This window comes from Ruegeria sp. AB11 (assembly GCF_056536325.1).
In genome coordinates this window covers 2,046,265-2,062,614 of record NZ_JBQFJO010000001.1, presented here as the reverse complement: position 1 = coordinate 2,062,614, position 16,350 = coordinate 2,046,265, and the positions used below count along the sequence as shown (strand labels likewise).

Here is a 16,350-nt window from a genome sequence, read left to right as displayed (position 1 = left end):
GGGTAGTCCTATTTATAGATATCGGGAAGCAGAGTGGTCGAGATCGGTGGGAAATATGCAATCAACAGCACCACAATCAACATTGTCAGCACAAACGGCACAGCGCGCGCAGCAATCTTAAGTATGGACTCGCCCGTGATGCCTGAGACAACAAAGAGGTTCAATCCCAGCGGAGGTGTGATGAATCCCACACCCAGCGCAGTGATCATCATGATACAAAACTGAATCTCATTCATTCCGATGTTGTCGGCCAGTGGCTTCAGGATTGGTGCCAGGATCACAATATTGGGCGTTGTTTCCATGACGCAGCCTGCGGCGATCAGAATACAGATCATCAGCAGGATCAACAGCATCGGATCATCAGTCAAACCAGTCACCGCCGTCACGAACCCCTGAGGGACTCCCATGATTGCCAGCGCTTCGGCCAGCGGGGCCGAGAACGCGATGATTGGCAGGATTACCCCGTTCACTTTGGCAGAACTGACCAGCATCGCAGGAAAGTCGGATAGCTTCAGAGTTCCCAAAATGAAGCCCATCACGATGGTGACGACAACCGCGGTCGCACCAGCCTCGGTCGGGGTCAGGCGGCCCGAGAAAATACCGTAGAAGATGATCCCGGGCACGATGAAGGCGTACCAACCGGATTTTAGCGAATGACCAAGGTTACCGAGCCATTCGCTCAGTCCCATATTGCCCCCGGTTTCATAGGTATAGATCCGGTTCATGATAATATTGGTAATCAGGATCGAAACCAAAATCGCTAGGCCGGGGATTAACGCCGCAAGAAATAGGGTCGAGGCTGAAATGCCCAACACGAGGCCGATGATGATGTAGGCGATCGAAGGTGGAATCAGGATGCCGGTACAGGCGCCCGCAGCCACCAGCGCACAGGCATAAGGTCGCGGGTAACCGCTTTCGACGAGGCGTGCGATGGTCATCCGCCCCACCGCAGCAGCGCCCGCCGCATCAGAGCCCGAAATCGCGGCAAACATCCCGCAAACCAGCACCGTGGCTGACCCGAAACCTCCGCGCGTCCAACAGGTCAGCGCTTCGGCGACATCAAGGAATTTCTTACTAAGCCCTGTCCTTACAAGAACATCCCCGGTCAGGATGAAAAGGGGGACAGCTGTTAAGGCAAAGGCGTCTATTCCGGTGAACAGGCTTTCACCAACCGCGCTCAGCGGCAGATCCCCTGACATGACCAACATGACAATCGCGGCGGTGCCGATCGCCGCCCATACCGGTACGGCCAATGCGATCAGGCCAACGAACAGAATGACGGGCAAATAAAAATCCCAGCCGAGCTCGACCGTTTGATTGAGGGAATTCCAAAGCATTCGAGTTCTCCTCAGTCAAACAGTTTGTCGCCTTCGAAGACGGGTGTGCCGTCTCGAAGAGATTTGAAGTCGCGCATCAAGGATTGAATGAGGCGCCAAATCATCAGCGCAAACCCGGTGGGGACTGCCATCAGAAACCAAACCTTGGACACCCGCAGCCCATCCGTGACCGAACCAAACTTGGCGGAGACATGGACGGCTTCATAGGACCAGTAGAGTGCGATGACTGCCACACCCAGCATCACCAGATCGCCGAATATATACAGAACCGCCTTTGGACGCTGCCCCATGTAGTGCATGAGCACGTCGATACGGATATGAGCACGTTCCTTGACCGCTGCCGCCGCGCCGATCCAGGCGAGATAGATGAAAGAGTAGCGAACGATTTCCTCGCCCCAGATCGAGGAAAAGGCAAATACCTCGCGCCGCAGCACCTCGATCGCCATGGTAATGACAAGCATCACGTAGAACACAAGTAGCAACCAGCGTTCGGCGTCGCGGTTGATCTTTTGCAATAAGGTCATTTCCAGCCCCGATCCCTGGCAGCGCTCAATTTTGCCGGTCCAAAGGGACCGCTGCCATCTGGTTGAATGGGAAAAAGTGGGCGAAAGGCTTTTGCCCCTCGCCCAACTAAATTACGCGTCGTGGACGTAGTATTTACCCTGCGTACCAGCCGCTTCGACCAGTTTCTCGAAATTCTCCATCGAGCCTGCCAGTTCGGTCTTGAAAGGATCCCATTCCGAACGCTGGTAGCCACCGGCATCTTGCCACTCGGCCAATTGATCGTCAGACAGCGAATGGAATTGCACGCCCGCCTTGTTGAGTTCGGCCATTGCAAAGGCCCTTGCCGAGGGAACCTTGGACAGATTCTGATGGCTGGTCATTTCAGAACCCCACATGATCCCTTCCTGCACATCGGCTGGCATGGAATTGAACCACTCAAGGTTACAGGAATAGACCTGACTGTCAGGCACCGCCTGCGTGAAGGTGACATTGCTGAGGATATCTTTGAATCCAAAGACATACAGTGCTCCAACCGATGGGTCGAGCGCATCCGCAACACCCTGTTTGATCGCCGATGGCGTCTCACCCCAGGCAACCGGTGTCGGATTCGCACCGACCATCCGATAATATTGCTGCAACATTTTTGATCCCGGCACGCGGAATTTTACACCGCTCATATCAGACGGTGTCATGATCGCGTTCCCGCCCTGCCGCACAGCGACAACACGCGGATCGATGACAACGTAGAACAGGGCCTTGAACCCAGCAGCTTCGACCTTGGGGTGAACTTCATTGGTCCAAGTGTCCGAATGTACCAGGTTTGTGAACCGCTGGTTCGAGCCGCAGAGATACGGCATGTTGATAAGGTCAACGGTTGACGCAAAGGGCGCAAAGTTTGACAGCGAATGCTGGGCCGCCTGAATTGTTCCACCCTGAACTTTCTGGACCAGTGCGCCGCCTGCACCCAATTGGCCACCTGGGGCAAGCTTGACATATACCTTGCCGTTGGTGGCGTTCTGGATGTTCTCTTTCAGATCCAATTGCATAATCGGATAGCTGCGCGAAGCGCCCAAAACATAAGCTGTGGCGACAGTCATTACGTGATCAGCCGCTTTTTCGCGTTCTTTTTCTTCTTTGGCGGTCTGCGCCGCCGCCTCTGATGACCACAATACGCCACCCGCACCAGCCACAAGCGCCGCTGTGAACGAGCCGGTTGAGGCCAGTTTCAGAAAATTCCGGCGCTCAGCAGATTTGAGGCCATCCTTGCCATTCGTCATTGTCTTCCTCCCATGAAATCCGTCAGCTGCCGTTTTTGTTTTTATGGTCAGCCTCTTGCTTGAGAATGGCCACCACGAACAAAATCGAGGCGGCAAACAAAACCAGCATTTCCCCGACATCCCCCAGAAACGCACCACCGCCAAAGGCGCCCAAGGCCACATTGGCAAAGAACACGATAAACACAGCGGCAGCAGCCCAGAGGAACATCACGGAATCCCAGTTCGTTATCTCAAATACATTTGTAAGCGCTTACATTGATAATGCAAGCGCTTACATGAATAGATGGCAAATGGGCATTTTTGTGATAAGACGGGCGTCAGATCAGATGCAGGCACAGTATGGGAAAAACCCGTTCAGCTCCGACACTTAACGACGTCGCAAAGGCGGCGGGCGTATCGACGGCCACAGTCTCGCGATGCCTGAACTCACCGGAAAGAGTGGTCGAATCCACGCGCAAGCGTGTGATGCAAGCAGTCGAATCGCTAGGCTATACACCGAATTTCGCAGCCCGCGTGATGGCAGCGAATCGCAGCTTTACGATCGGGGCGATAATCCCGACAATGGACAACGCGATCTTCGCCCGCGGGCTGCAGGAATTTCAGGACCAGCTTCGCGAAAGCGGATATACGCTTTTGGTCTCCAGCTCGGCCTATGATCCCGAAGTCGAGCGAGAACAAATTCGCACTCTTGTCGCGCGCGGTGCAGACGGGTTGCTGCTGATTGGATTTGCACGAGATGCAGAGATCTACAAATATCTCGAACAGCACCAAATTCCGTCATTGGTGGCCTGGTCTTACGATCCAAGGGTGCAGCGCCCTTCGGTCGGTTTCAGCAACACCGCAGCAATGGGAGAACTGGCCCGGAAGGTGATTTTGGCCGGTCACCGACAGATCGCAATGATTTCGGGGAAAACGAAAGGCAATGACCGAGCTCAAAGTCGGGTTGAGGGTGTCAGACATGCCATGACGGAAAACAGCCTCGACCCTGACACCTTAACTCTGATCGAAACCACATACGAAATTGAAAAGGGTGCCGAGGCCCTTCGTAAACTCATGAACCTGAGCCCAAGGCCGACGGTGGTGATTTGTGGCAACGACGTCCTTGCCGCCGGGGCCCTGCGCGAAGCACGTAACCTTGGCATTCAGGTTCCAGAGCAGCTTTCGATAACTGGATTTGATGACATTGAGTTGGCCGAAATTGTAAGCCCGTCCCTGACGACAGTTCACGTCCCTCATCGCGAAATGGGGCGCAAGGCTGCACAGGAACTTGTAGAAATGGTTGAAGGTAGGTCAGAAGGCCGATCAGTCTGCATAGATACTAGGATGGTCGTTCGTCACTCGTTGGCTGGGCCGCCTGATTTGCTCTAGAGATCGCGCCAAAGCGCGTCCGGAATATTCAAGACCATGGGATGACTGTTGAGCGCCCTGATCTTCAATTGAGTTGCTGTCCAACGCTACCGGGTCACAGGTGCGAAAGACAGCGACATCAATTCATCAGAATCAAATCGATACGGGGCTTCCAAGGTGACAACATCAGCCGGATCGATGTCTTTCGGTGCTTTTCGACCTGCATCCCAAACACGGAGCGACGGAGCAGATACACTCACGCGGCGTTCGCCGTAAATTGATCGATCCGGGGCCAGATAAGCCATGTTGCCAGCCAGCCAGTTATGGGCAACGATCATGATCTCGGGCGGGGTCTGGTCCAGTATCTGAGGGGTAAGCGCAGCAAACGGAGCCGCACGCTTTGCGTTTCCGGCAAGATTATGATGCAGCATGGCCACAACGATCAGCACAGCTAGCCCCGCTGAGATCTGGCAGAAGCGCCGGGTTCCAGCTCGACCAATCTTGGGTATAAGCCACAGCATACTGGCTGGACCTGCAAATATCAGGATGGGTTGCAGCCAGCGATCCTTAATATTGGTACTGCCACTGATGATCACGATCAACGCCATCAGGACCAAAGCCCAAAACACCGTCCGCAGCATAAAACGCAATAGGTCATCCGCGACACCGGGCGCCCCTTGCCGCCGGTAGATCAACCAGAGAATGCTCATAATCAAGGATAGCAGCGCCACAAAACCCAGCGCCGCCATCGACATCTCGGCTGCGCCGCGCAAGGCCGCCGAATAGGTGGGCCCATCGCTAGACATGTCGAGTTTGCGCGCGCTGTCAAAGGCAAGGGCCGAATGGTTTAGAATCCACACCATCGGAGCAGCGATCAGAGCCGCAGCGATACCGGCCGACAACAACAATTTCACCGATAAGAAAGTTCTACGCGTATCAGGCGCACTGAGCGCCGCCAGAAGCATAGCCATGAGCGCAATAGCGTAATTGTACTTGGACAGCCCACCCGCCGCCATCACCACGCCTAGCAGGACATAGCCTTTGGTCGTGGGATTGCGGATCAATCCCCAGATCACCGCGAAACTCAGCGCAGAACACAAATTGGCGAGAACCGTGTGCGTCAGCGCGCGCTGCGCTTCCCAACTGAATTGATAAAGCATCAACAAAGACAGCACCGACACCCCTGCGACTACGGGATTTTGTCGGGTCCGAATAGTCATATAAAGAGTGACGACGGTCGCCAACAGTAACCCGTTCTTCAGCAGCGACAGCCCAAGTATGCTTGGGCCGGTGATCTGGAAAACGGCCCATTGCAACCATGCATACAGTGGTAGTTGGGGGCCGTAACCCCATTGAAGTTCGCGGGCATCCAGCAAAATCTCGGCCTCGTCCAGACCAAGCGCACCACCCGTTGCAAGCCGGACGACAACGTGCAGCAAGAAGTAACCGCAAAATAACCAAAGCCAAAATCTGTCAGTTCCAGCCAACTGCTGAATCCGCCCGGGATTGGTGGATAGCTGGCAAGGATCCGTCTGGGATTGGCTCATGATACGCCCCGATTCCACCGGTGCGTCCCTATCCTGTCGAACTACCGGATTGCTTCCTCGCCGAAGCTAGACCCGATGCAGTCAGACATGTCCAGTTTTTTCACATTCTCGTGTCGAATGCGGTTTAACGACCGCCCATGATGGGCAATCAGGCTGTGCGCTGCGTTTCAGACTGGTTCAGACCGTCAAGCCAATCAGTCAGGCAACCGAGGTCCGGTTCGAGCGCTTCGGCCATCCCGCCCGCGAACTCCTGAAACCGTTCTATATTCAGTTTGTTGAGCCCTACCAGGACCGGTATCCCACGTCCCAACGCATCTGCTATGAGAGGGCGAAAGCCGCGCCCGTCGGCCTCATGCTTGCCGAACTTGTTGATAATCAGCAACTGAGGAGCGTTATCCAGAGATTGGGTCACCAATCCGACAGCGCGTTCCAGCTCGGCCGGGTCCAGACGACACCCACGCGCATTTTTACCCAGCGATTGCGAGATGCGAATGGTTTCTCCGGTCGGCAACACCTTAAGGTCCATATCGCATTTATAGCCTTCGGCGCATTCGGTGTTGGTTTGCACCACACCCGACAACGCGGTGCCCGTATCTGTCAGCGCCTCGGCAAAAGCACTGAGCAGGCGGTCGGTGGCACCACGATCGGTGGTTGTGACATAGGCGAGATGCATTGTGAGACCTCAAGACTTCGAATGGTGATAGATCAGATAGCACGGGCCGGACAGTTCGACCACTCCCGCGTGTCAGGGCATCGGTGAGAGCCCGATCACAGCTTCGTGCAGATGGAAGATAACTGCGTAGGCAGCGAAAGCGGCAAGCCAGACCCAAAAGCGTGGCCATGGACGAGGCACGCGCAAGGAGATACGCGCGGTATTTCGAGACAGGCGACGCCAATCCGACCCCATGTAACGGGCTGTGCGGCGGTCGATCAGAACCATTCCCATCGCAGCGAAGCCCGCGAACAATCCGAACAGGATGACATGTGACAGACTGCCATTTGCCAGTAGGTGTGCAACGGCCCAAAGCATCAGCGCCACTAAGATCGGATGGCGCGTAGTGCGCAGGATGCCGGGGGATTCTGTATCAAAGGAACGATGCCCTAATCCTCCAAAAGAAAATGGGTTCTGGATCGAGAGGCCCGCAATGGCCAGCCAACAGACTATCGGCATAACGAGCATTGGCGCCCAGCGGAAGATGGTGAGCGGCGGAATGACTTCAACATAAGGTGCATTGGCAGCGGCTACGATCAGCCAGCCTAATACCACGAGCGAGATAAGTGAGTAGGCAGCGAAGTACCCCGTGCGCCCGAGTGTGCCAATCAGCCAGCCGCGCACCGCTGGCCGCGCCGGGATCATGTGGCTGAGCAGAAAGGTCACGAGTGCTGCGAGGAAATAGCCCCAACCGGTCATTTTTATCTCCGAACATGTTGCACCCGGATTACGTCGTGATCACGTGTGGGTCTTTGTCCGAAATCAAGTGCGGCAAGGGGCGGTTGCCCGCCCCTGCCCTGTCTTAAAGGCCCAGCGCCTTGCGGCGTTCTTCGGCAAAGCCCTGCACCATGCGATCGGCGATCAGCGCGAGGATAGCCATCGCCGCCCCAGCCGAGATACCAAGCCCCACATCAGCCTGCCCCAGTGCCAGATAGATCGACTGACCCAGACCGGTCGTGCCGATCAATGCGGCGATCACCAGCATGGCAAAGGCATAAAGGATGGTCTGGTTCAAACCCAGCAGGATGGTCGGTGCAGCATAAGGCGCGCGTACGTCGCGCATGATCTGCCACTCGGTCGCGCCGCTGGAGATCGCGGCCTCCATCATCTCTTCTGGCGTATTGACCAAACCGTGCCGCGTGTAGCGGATCATCGGGACAATCGCGTAGGCACAGATCGCAAGGAAAGCCGAGAACTCTCCTATCTGGAACACCATCAGGACCGGGATCAGGAACACGAAAAGCGGGATCGTCTGCAGCATATCGCAGATCGGGCGCACAACGGTCCAGACCGGAGACCAGACCGCACTGGCCAGCCCGATCAGACCGCCAAGCACGGCGCAGAAGAACACCGCAGCGCCGCTGAGATAAAGCGACAGCAGGGCGCGTTCCCACAGGCCTGAGACAAGGATGGTGCAGAGCAGACCCACCGACAACGCCGCCAGACGCCAGCCGCCTGCGACCCAGCCCAGTGCGGCAGCCCCGGTCAGTACAAAGGGCCATGGCAGGTTGGCGATGCCGGTTTCCAGCATGCCGATCAGGATCAAAACTACCAGCCCTCCGGTCAGGTGACCGCGCCAAGCCATCAGTAGCGCGATTGCGGCCCCAGCGGCGAAGAGACCCCAGCTCATGTTGGGGGTCCACTGGAATCCCCATGTGAAAGGCAGCACCGCCTGATCCAGCCCGATCCGCAACGGCAGCAGCACATAGAACAGTGAGTTGTTCTTGAGCGCATCCAGCCACGGCCCGTTGGCTTGCGTGAACGCGGTCAGGCCGCTGTCGATGGCCCCGGCCATCGGGTCCAGCACGGTTAGCTCGGACGGGTTCGGCAGCCACGCCCAGAAGGCAGCGGTGAACAGCACCGCAAAGCCCAGCATCGCCCAGACTACGCGGCTGTCATAGCGCTTGCGTTCGGTCGCCAGAGTGCCACTCATCCGGTCGATCACGACAGCGAAGACGACGATGACCAGACCAGCCATCAGGGATTCGCCGAACTGCGCCTTGCGCATGGTCAGCAGAACCTCCCAGCCGATGTCGTTGAAGCCACCAATGACGGCGGCGATGATCACCATCGACAGGGCCGCCATCAGGCACTGGTTCACACCGACCATGATCTGCGTGGTGGCCGCCGGAATCTCGACCTGAAACAGTTGCTGCAGGCGGGTGCCGCCGGACATGATGGCGGCTTCCTTAATCTCGGATTCCACCCGTTCCAGTCCTAGCATCACGTTGCGCGCCATCGGCGGCGCCGCATAGATGGCCGAGGCGATCAGGCCAACCACTGGACCAAAGCCAAACAGCAGCAGCAGCGGCGTCAGATAGGCGAATGTCGGTACCGTCTGCATGATGTCCAGCACCGCCTGCACGAATGACTTCACCCGCGGCACCTCATTGGCGAGGATGCCGATCGCGCCGCCCATAATCAGCGCCACGGGCACCGACACGGCGACGAGGGCGAGCGTGTTCATGCTCTCGGCCCAATAGCCCGAGGCCAGAACGAAGCTGAGGCCGATAAAGCCCAGCGCCGCCATGGGCAAGCCACCCAGATACCAGCCCAGAGCGGTGACGATACCGATGAGGATCGGCCACGGGGTGTTCCCCAGCACAAAGTTGGCAGCATTCATCGGATAGGTCATCAGGTCCGAAAACAGCCGCATGGCCGGTTTGATGCCGTTCAGAAACCAATCCAGAAATACCCCAACCCATTGAGTTGCGGGCAATTCCCACGCGGCAGGCCATTTGACCAGCCACGGGGCGACGCCTTCCAGCGCAAGGCAGACCGCGCCGACGATCACTGTAATCAGCGCAGCTTGCGCCCCGGCTGTCAGGCGAACCTGTTGCGCGGGAGTGTCCGTCACCGCGGTCATGTCTCATCCACCTGCAAGGCTGCAGCCAAATCAGACGGATGCACGGTGCCGACAATATTGCCGTCTGCATCGCGCACGGGCACGGGTTCATAAAGCTCCATGCAATGCGCAAGTGCTGCATCCAATGTCATTGATGTGGTCAGGCCCGGATCATCTGGCCCACGTTCCCCATCATCGCGCATGACCGAGGCGACCTTGGCGTGCTGGCCTTTGGCAACATCCTTTGAGAACTCGCGCACATAGTCGTCCACCGGGCGCAGCACGATATCCGTTGGTGTGCCGATCTGCACGATCTTGCCATCGCGCATGATGGCGATGCGGTCGGCCAGCTTCAGAGCCTCTTGGATATCATGAGTGATAAAGACGATCGACTTTTTCAACGTCGCCTGAATACGCAGGAACTCATCCTGCAGCTGACGGCGGATCAATGGGTCGAGGGCCGAGAACGGCTCGTCCAGAAACCAAATGTCCGGATTCACGGCAAGACTGCGCGCGATCCCCACACGCTGGCGTTGGCCGCCTGAAAGCTGCCGGGGGAAACTGTCTTCGCGCCCTTCCAGACCGACCAGAGAGATCACTTCTTGCGCGCGCGCCAAACGTTCTTTTTTACTCACGCCCTGAACCCGCAGCGGGTATGCTACGTTTTCAGCCACAGTCATATGTGGAAACAAGCCGAAATGCTGGAACACCATGCCTAGCTTTTTGCGCCTAAGATCGGTCAGCACCTTCTTGGATGCACCGATAACGTTCTCGCCATCCACGCGGATTTCCCCGCCCGTACCAGGCAACAGTTGCGAGATGCAGCGGATCAGCGTCGATTTGCCCGAACCCGAAAGTCCCATGATGACGAATAGCTCGCCTTCGCGAACTTCGAAATTGGCGTCTTGTACAGCGGGAATAAACCCGTGTTCCCGAAGATCAGTTGCGGCTTTGTCGGCGTCATTCCCTGACCGAGACAGCGCGTCGGTCAGAGCTTTCTCAGCGCCGGGGCCAAAAACCTGCCAGAGATTCTGGCAGGCAATGGCTGGCGTATTGGCGTCAGTCACTAAAGCGGGCTCACTTGGTTGCCGCGTCAACCACCGGACGCCACTTGCCTTCGTTCTCGGCCATCCATGCAGCGACCACCTCTTCGACTGCACCGCCATCTACGTCGATCGCACCCATCATTGGCTGCTGGTCTTCGACCGCCAGTTGATAGTTGGTCAGGATTTCATAGGCTGCAGGCCACTTCTCTTCCATGCCGCTCCAACCGGCCTTGAAGATACGGGACGGTGAGAAGTCGCAATCGTTGACCGCATTTGGGTTCGGGCCCCAGGACGGATCGTTAAAGCACGCTTCTTCGCCCGCAGGCAGTTCAACAAACTGCACATCATAGGCCGACATCGCCCAGTGCGGCTGCCAGAAAGTGATCAGCAGCGGCGACTTGCGCTCGGTCGAGGCGCGCAATTCCGCGATCAGAGCACCTTCGGAACCTGCAGGAACCGCTTTGAACGGCAGTTCAAGACCGGTCATGCGGTCCGCGCCAGGTGTGCCCCAATCCGCAGGATAGTCGACAAGGCGACCACCAGGCAGTGTTTCGGCAGTGGCGAAGACCTGCGCGCAGTCTTTCAACGCCTCCCACGCAGGCAGGCCCGGGCACAGCTCGGCGACGTGCGCAGGGTAGGCAATACCTTCTTTCGCATCGAGGCCCAGATCGCCAATTTCGACAACAGTGCCTTCGTCAATCTTCTTGGCATACTCGTCTGACACGTTAGAGGACCAGATTTCCAGCGTCGCATCGATGTCGCCATCGGCCAGTGCCTGGAACTGGTTCATCATGCCGGCGGTCACATATTCCACGTTATAACCCGCAGCCATCAGCATCTCGCCTGCAACATGCGTGGTAACGTGCTGACCAGTCCATTCATTGATTGCCAGCTTGATCGGTTCATCCACAGCGCCCATGTCTGCCGCATGGGCTGAACTGGCGACCAAGATAGCTAACGCGCTTACGCTAAGCTTTTTCATTGTTTTGACTCCCTGTCTTTTTCATTTGCCTTTTTTGAGCTTTTTACAGCCCATCCAGTATTTCCTCGTTCACGGTGCGATCGAAACATGCACAATTCTGGTCGAAATTGAACAGGCAGTTGTTGTTTTTAGCCAGATCATCCGCCCCCGCCAATTCTAACTATTGCTCCGGCCCCTTTTCGTCCGGTGTTCCCCATACGCAGCACCCTTCATACCACAAAGTGAAAGAACTTGATTGACTAGTCAATAAAAACATCTCGGTTTTTCGGATTGCGCACTGGTTTTTACTTGCCAAACGAACAGGATGTATCAGCATTTGCGCAACGGAGGGCCTAAGATGCGTCACTTTGATGAAATCTATGAGCTGGCAGCAGACCGCCATAGTGGACCCGAAGCGCTGGAAAACAAGCTAACCAAACCGACCCCCCTAAATGAACTGGCGGAGATGGCTGATGACCGTTGGTTATCGATAATCACGAAAACGATTTTTCAGGCCGGGTTTAACTGGAAAGTGATCGAGGCAAAGTGGGACGGGTTTGAAACAGCCTTTGACGGCTTCGACCTCGGTCGTTGTGCATTCATGGATGATGAAAAGTTCGACGCCCTGCTCCAAGATACTCGCATCGTACGAAACGGCACTAAAATCGCTGCCGTTCGGGACAATGCGGCCTTTCTTCTGGAACTCCGCTCCGAGGGTGGCGTTGGTCAAACTTTGGGCGGTTGGCCGTCACAGGACTATGTCGGATTGCTGCAGATGCTGGCCAATCGCGGATCGCGACTCGGCGGTGCATCAGCCCAATACGCCATGCGATTTGCTGGCCGAGATAGTTTTATTCTGTCACGCGACGTGACGGCTCGTTTGGTTGCCGAGGGCATCATCGACAAACCCGCGACTTCCAAAAAAGCCATGGCTGCGGTGCAAACCGCTTTCAACAATTGGATGGAACAATCCGGGCGTTCGCTTACAGAAATCAGCCGGGTTTTGGCGATGAGCCTTTGAAAACGGCTTGCAGAGCCAAGCTTCCACATTAGGCTTGTCGATATGCTCCGCACCCTGATGATTTCAGCTCTGTTTCTGTTTGCTTCCTGTGGCCGCCCGCTTACCGATCAGGAGCGCACCTTCGCTGGCAAAATTCATGGCGAAACACTGAACCTTGACCGCGTGCGCTTGGTCGAGGGCGCACCGGTTGCCGCAGTAACTTTTACCAGGAAAGCCCGCCCTCGGGTCGCTTGTCGAGAGCGGATTTTGCCACCCATCAAAGAGGAAACCGTGACAGGCAAACCGGCGGGTGTCGCCCTATTCAATCACGTGTACTTTACGAAAGATTGGTATCTGGACGACTACATGAGCCAATACCCTGAACAGATGAACCTGATTGCGGCCATGCTACTGGCGCATGAACTGACCCATGTCTGGCAATGGCAGAATCGCAAGACGACCGGCTATCACCCGCTGCGCGCAGCGGCTGAGCACGGGCGCCAGAATGATCCGTATCTGTTCGATCTGGATACCTCGCCCGATTTTCTTGCCTATGGGTTTGAACAACAAGGCGCGATTGTCGAAGAATATGTCTGCTGCCGCGCCCTCGACCCCGAGGCACCGCGAACCAAACGCCTGCACGATATGTTAAGCGTACATTTCGATGTCTCAAAACTCCCCGGAAATAAGCGCGAAAGCGATGTGTTGCTGCCTTGGTCGGGCGTGAAAGTGCAAGGTATCTGCCGTTGAGCCTTCTAGCCCTCCTGTAGAGTTTTCAGGAATGCCACCAGATCCACAATCGGCTTGCTGGTCAGAATCGGCTGCCCATCGGGCGTCTTGATTGCGGTGTCATTCCCTTCGAAATAAGGCCCATATACTGGCATCGGGCTTCCATGGCTGACCAACGGATCGCGTCCATCAATCCGGGCGACCACGCGCGCGGTCGGAAAATCTCCATCAGCATCCAGCAGCGCTTTCAGGTTCGTTGGCTGGATCACCAGCACCCCAGCCATCGGGCCATGCCCGGTTGCGTCCAACCCATGACAGGTCGCGCAGTGATGCTGATACAGCTTGGCCCCAGCCTCGGCATCCTGTGCGAAAACGGGCGACGAAATCGCAGTGAGTACCGACAGCGAGACTAAGCCAAGTATTGATCGGACCATCGCTTTTCTCCTTTCTGCCTGACAATTCCAGACTTGCCCGACGGCCACACTGGCGCAATGATCCAGATCAACGAAACGAGCGCAGGGATACAAGGCCATGACACAATACGCAGCAATAATGCTGGCCGCCGGGATCGGCGTTCCCATCCTTGCCGCCCTGAATGCAGCCTTGGGCCGACTGATCGGATCGCCGACCGCTGCGGCCGTGATTCTGTTCGCGATTGCCTTTGTGTCCTCGGCCCTGGCGCTTTTGATCCTCGGAGGAAGTGAGGCCTTTGCCAAAATCGCACAAGCTCCGCGTCACTTACTGTTGGGCGGCGTGCTGATCGCGTTTTACGTGCTATCAATTACCCATGTAGCCCCACATTTCGGAGTGGGGAATGCCGTGTTTTTCGTACTGCTGGGCCAGTTGATCAGCACAGCTGCGATTGACCATTTTGGCCTGTTCGGTGCTCAGGTCACACCGCTGACATTGATACGGGCGGGAGGCATTGCGATAATGGCGATCGGTGTCGCAATCACTCAGCTGGCTTGAGCACACCGCCTTCCAGCCGCAACATCCGGTCCATCCGCGCCGCCAGATCGAGGTTGTGCGTGGCGATCAGCGCCGATAGCCCTTCGTCCCGCACCAGCGCCATGAGGGCTGCAAAGACCTGATCCGAGGTTTCGGGGTCCAGATTACCGGTCGGCTCATCCGCTAGCAGAACACGGGGCTTGTTGGCCAATGCCCTGCAAAAAGCCACGCGCTGTTGTTCTCCGCCCGACAATGCGGCTGGCCGGTGTTCCGCGCGGGCCGAAACGCCAACGCGATCGAGCAACTGCATCGCTCGTACCTGCGCCGCTTTTTCGGATGTGCCATTCGCAAGTTGCGGCAGAATGATATTTTCCAGTGCCGTGAATTCGGGAAGCAGGTGGTGAAACTGATAGACGAATCCCACATCACGCCGCCGGATCGCTGTACGTGTGCGATCCCCTTTGCCCATTGCCCCCTGACCAGCGATTTCAACCTCGCCGGTATCGGGCGTATCCAGAAGACCTGCGATGTGCAGCAAGGTCGACTTCCCTGCGCCTGATGGCGCCACCAGTGCGACCGCCTCCCCGGCGCGCAGCTCCAGATCGGCACCTCGCAACACCTGAATCTCACCTGGCGTGCCTGGAAGATATGTCTTGCTCAGACCGCTGAGCCTTAACGTCACATCATTCATAGCGCAGCGCCTCAACCGGGTTCAGCCGCGCCGCGCGGCGGGCCGGGAAATAGGTAACAAGGAAGGACAGGCCCAGCGAAAGACCGATGGCTTTCAAGACATCCGACAAGTGCAACTCGGCAGGCAAGGCATAGATACCTCGAATTGAAGGATCCCAGACGCCGCCACCCATGACGTAGTTCACGAACGAGAATATCGGGTCGATATAAATTGCAAACAGGCAGCCTAGAATGACCCCCATTGCGGTCCCGATGATGCCCGTGAACGCTCCGCAGATGAAGAACACCCGAAGCACTGACCATTCGCTAAGGCCAATGGTGCGCAAGATACCGATGTCGCGACCCTTGTTCTTCACCAGCATGATCAAACCCGAAACGATATTCATTGCCGCGATCAACACAAGGATCGAAAGGATGATGAACATAACGTTGTCTTCGACTTCCAATGCCCGCAAAAAACCGCCTGAAGCATCCTGCCAAGTCCATATCTGACTACGCTCTCCAGCTGCCTCGATAATCGGGATCAAGATCGGGGTCAGCTCTTCGGGGCGATCGACCATCACCTCGATCTCATCCGCCACTCCTTCACGGTTGAAGAAGCTCTGCGCCTCGGTGAAGGGCATGTAGACGCGGGTACGATCGATGTCAAAACGCCCGGCCGAAAAGACATAGACCACTTCATAAGCATTCACGCGCGGCGACGTACCAAAGGCGGTTTTCACACCATTGGGCGAAGTCAGCTTCACTCGATCTCCAACAGTCGCCCCGATCGCACGCGCCACGCCCGAGCCGATGGCAATGCCCTCCGGGAATCTGGACAGATCGCCATAGGCTTCTTCGCTTTCAGCAATACCCGACAGATCAGCCAGATCGTCAGGACGCATGCCAAAGACCTGCACACCAGAGCTGCGGTCAGCATTTGTGATCAACACCTGCCCTTTGACCAGCGGGGCGGCGCGCTCAACCCCGGGCACCTGCGCGATCCGCTCGGCCATACCATCGAAATCGGTGATGGTGCGATCCAGCCGCCCCTGTGCATCAACCTCTCCGGCGGAATAAACGGTGACATGGGCGTTGGCCCCCAGAATGGTGCCCACGAATTCGGAGCGAAAACCAGACCTGACCGCCAACGTGGCGATCAATGCGAACACGGCTAGCGTGATCCCGATCAGCGAGATCCAAGTCATCACACTGACGCCGCCATCCGCACGGCGGGCACGCAGATAACGCCAGGCAATCTTCCATTCAAAAAGAGCGAAGGGCGGTGGTGTTTTGGCCATTCCTGCCTCGGGTTCAGATTTTTCGCGACCCTCTCGACATTTGGTCAGATGGTCAAGCCGGTTATCGCGCGGATGTCCGATTGGCGCTTCTGCAGCCGACGCGGGCACGAAAAGAACAGTCTGAAAC

At 56.8% G+C, this 16,350-nt stretch carries 17 protein-coding genes; 4 read left to right on the top strand and 13 right to left on the bottom strand.

Annotated features, from left to right (window positions below):
* Window positions 1-8: 8 nt before the first annotated feature.
* From ACR3EJ_RS10360 to ACR3EJ_RS10345, 4 genes are all read right to left on the bottom strand, one after another.
* Window positions 9-1,337, bottom strand: a complete 1,329-nt coding sequence (locus ACR3EJ_RS10360; protein ID WP_170472449.1) for a TRAP transporter large permease — start codon at window positions 1,335-1,337, stop codon at window positions 9-11.
* Between the two features lie 11 nt (window positions 1,338-1,348).
* Window positions 1,349-1,861, bottom strand: a complete 513-nt coding sequence (locus ACR3EJ_RS10355; protein WP_170540839.1) for a TRAP transporter small permease — start codon at window positions 1,859-1,861, stop codon at window positions 1,349-1,351.
* A 111-nt stretch (window positions 1,862-1,972) separates the two neighbouring features.
* Complete coding sequence (locus ACR3EJ_RS10350) at window positions 1,973-3,118, bottom strand: TRAP transporter substrate-binding protein (protein ID WP_170540842.1); 1,146 nt, start codon at window positions 3,116-3,118, stop codon at window positions 1,973-1,975.
* Window positions 3,119-3,140: 22 nt separating this feature from the next.
* A complete protein-coding gene (locus ACR3EJ_RS10345; protein ID WP_010441969.1) occupies window positions 3,141-3,326 on the bottom strand; it encodes a hypothetical protein in 186 nt (61 codons plus the stop codon).
* Between the two features lie 131 nt (window positions 3,327-3,457).
* Between ACR3EJ_RS10345 and ACR3EJ_RS10340 the strand changes: the two genes are divergently transcribed.
* Window positions 3,458-4,486, top strand: coding sequence for a LacI family DNA-binding transcriptional regulator (locus tag ACR3EJ_RS10340; protein ID WP_170540845.1), 1,029 nt, complete (start codon window positions 3,458-3,460; stop codon window positions 4,484-4,486).
* An 86-nt stretch (window positions 4,487-4,572) separates the two neighbouring features.
* On the opposite strand, the gene ACR3EJ_RS10335 is transcribed toward ACR3EJ_RS10340, so the two are convergent.
* From ACR3EJ_RS10335 to ACR3EJ_RS10310, 6 genes are all read right to left on the bottom strand, one after another.
* A complete protein-coding gene (locus ACR3EJ_RS10335) occupies window positions 4,573-6,012 on the bottom strand; it encodes a glycosyltransferase family 39 protein (protein WP_170540848.1) in 1,440 nt (479 codons plus the stop codon).
* Window positions 6,013-6,160: 148 nt separating this feature from the next.
* A complete protein-coding gene (locus tag ACR3EJ_RS10330) occupies window positions 6,161-6,685 on the bottom strand; it encodes a DUF2478 domain-containing protein (protein ID WP_170540852.1) in 525 nt (174 codons plus the stop codon).
* 72 nt (window positions 6,686-6,757) lie between these two features.
* Window positions 6,758-7,423: an NnrU family protein gene (locus ACR3EJ_RS10325; protein ID WP_170540854.1), complete on the bottom strand. Its 666-nt coding sequence runs from the start codon at window positions 7,421-7,423 to the stop codon at window positions 6,758-6,760.
* A gap of 103 nt (window positions 7,424-7,526) precedes the next feature.
* Window positions 7,527-9,590, bottom strand: coding sequence for an ABC transporter permease subunit (locus ACR3EJ_RS10320; protein ID WP_170540855.1), 2,064 nt, complete (start codon window positions 9,588-9,590; stop codon window positions 7,527-7,529).
* On the bottom strand, window positions 9,587-10,636 hold the full coding sequence (locus tag ACR3EJ_RS10315) for a quaternary amine ABC transporter ATP-binding protein (RefSeq protein WP_010441963.1): 1,050 nt from the start codon (window positions 10,634-10,636) through the stop codon (window positions 9,587-9,589). The genes ACR3EJ_RS10320 and ACR3EJ_RS10315 overlap by 4 nt, the downstream gene beginning before the upstream one ends.
* Window positions 10,637-10,646: 10 nt before the next feature.
* On the bottom strand, window positions 10,647-11,597 hold the full coding sequence (locus tag ACR3EJ_RS10310) for an ABC transporter substrate-binding protein (RefSeq protein WP_480422925.1): 951 nt from the start codon (window positions 11,595-11,597) through the stop codon (window positions 10,647-10,649).
* 337 nt (window positions 11,598-11,934) lie between these two features.
* Here ACR3EJ_RS10310 and ACR3EJ_RS10305 point away from each other — a divergent pair, with 337 nt between their 5' ends.
* Both ACR3EJ_RS10305 and ACR3EJ_RS10300 read left to right on the top strand, forming a co-directional pair.
* Complete coding sequence (locus tag ACR3EJ_RS10305; protein ID WP_170540858.1) at window positions 11,935-12,597, top strand: DNA-3-methyladenine glycosylase I; 663 nt, start codon at window positions 11,935-11,937, stop codon at window positions 12,595-12,597.
* Window positions 12,598-12,639: 42 nt separating this feature from the next.
* Window positions 12,640-13,326 carry a hypothetical protein gene (locus ACR3EJ_RS10300; RefSeq protein ID WP_170472470.1) on the top strand — a complete coding sequence of 229 codons (687 nt, stop codon included), beginning with the start codon at window positions 12,640-12,642 and terminating at the stop codon, window positions 13,324-13,326.
* Between the two features lie 5 nt (window positions 13,327-13,331).
* Here the strand turns inward: ACR3EJ_RS10300 and ACR3EJ_RS10295 are convergent, their stop codons facing one another.
* Window positions 13,332-13,739 carry a cytochrome c gene (locus ACR3EJ_RS10295; RefSeq protein ID WP_170472472.1) on the bottom strand — a complete coding sequence of 136 codons (408 nt, stop codon included), beginning with the start codon at window positions 13,737-13,739 and terminating at the stop codon, window positions 13,332-13,334.
* A gap of 97 nt (window positions 13,740-13,836) precedes the next feature.
* Here ACR3EJ_RS10295 and ACR3EJ_RS10290 point away from each other — a divergent pair, with 97 nt between their 5' ends.
* Window positions 13,837-14,274, top strand: a complete 438-nt coding sequence (locus ACR3EJ_RS10290) for a DMT family transporter (RefSeq protein WP_170540861.1) — start codon at window positions 13,837-13,839, stop codon at window positions 14,272-14,274.
* Here ACR3EJ_RS10290 and ACR3EJ_RS10285 read toward each other — a convergent pair.
* Together ACR3EJ_RS10285 and ACR3EJ_RS10280 are read right to left on the bottom strand one after the other, a co-directional pair.
* Window positions 14,258-14,944 (bottom strand): ABC transporter ATP-binding protein, encoded by a 687-nt coding sequence (locus ACR3EJ_RS10285; protein WP_170540864.1) that lies wholly within the window; start codon window positions 14,942-14,944, stop codon window positions 14,258-14,260. The genes ACR3EJ_RS10290 and ACR3EJ_RS10285 overlap by 17 nt on opposite strands.
* Window positions 14,937-16,223, bottom strand: coding sequence for a lipoprotein-releasing ABC transporter permease subunit (locus ACR3EJ_RS10280; protein ID WP_170540868.1), 1,287 nt, complete (start codon window positions 16,221-16,223; stop codon window positions 14,937-14,939). The genes ACR3EJ_RS10285 and ACR3EJ_RS10280 overlap by 8 nt, the downstream gene beginning before the upstream one ends.
* Window positions 16,224-16,350: the final 127 nt, after the last annotated feature.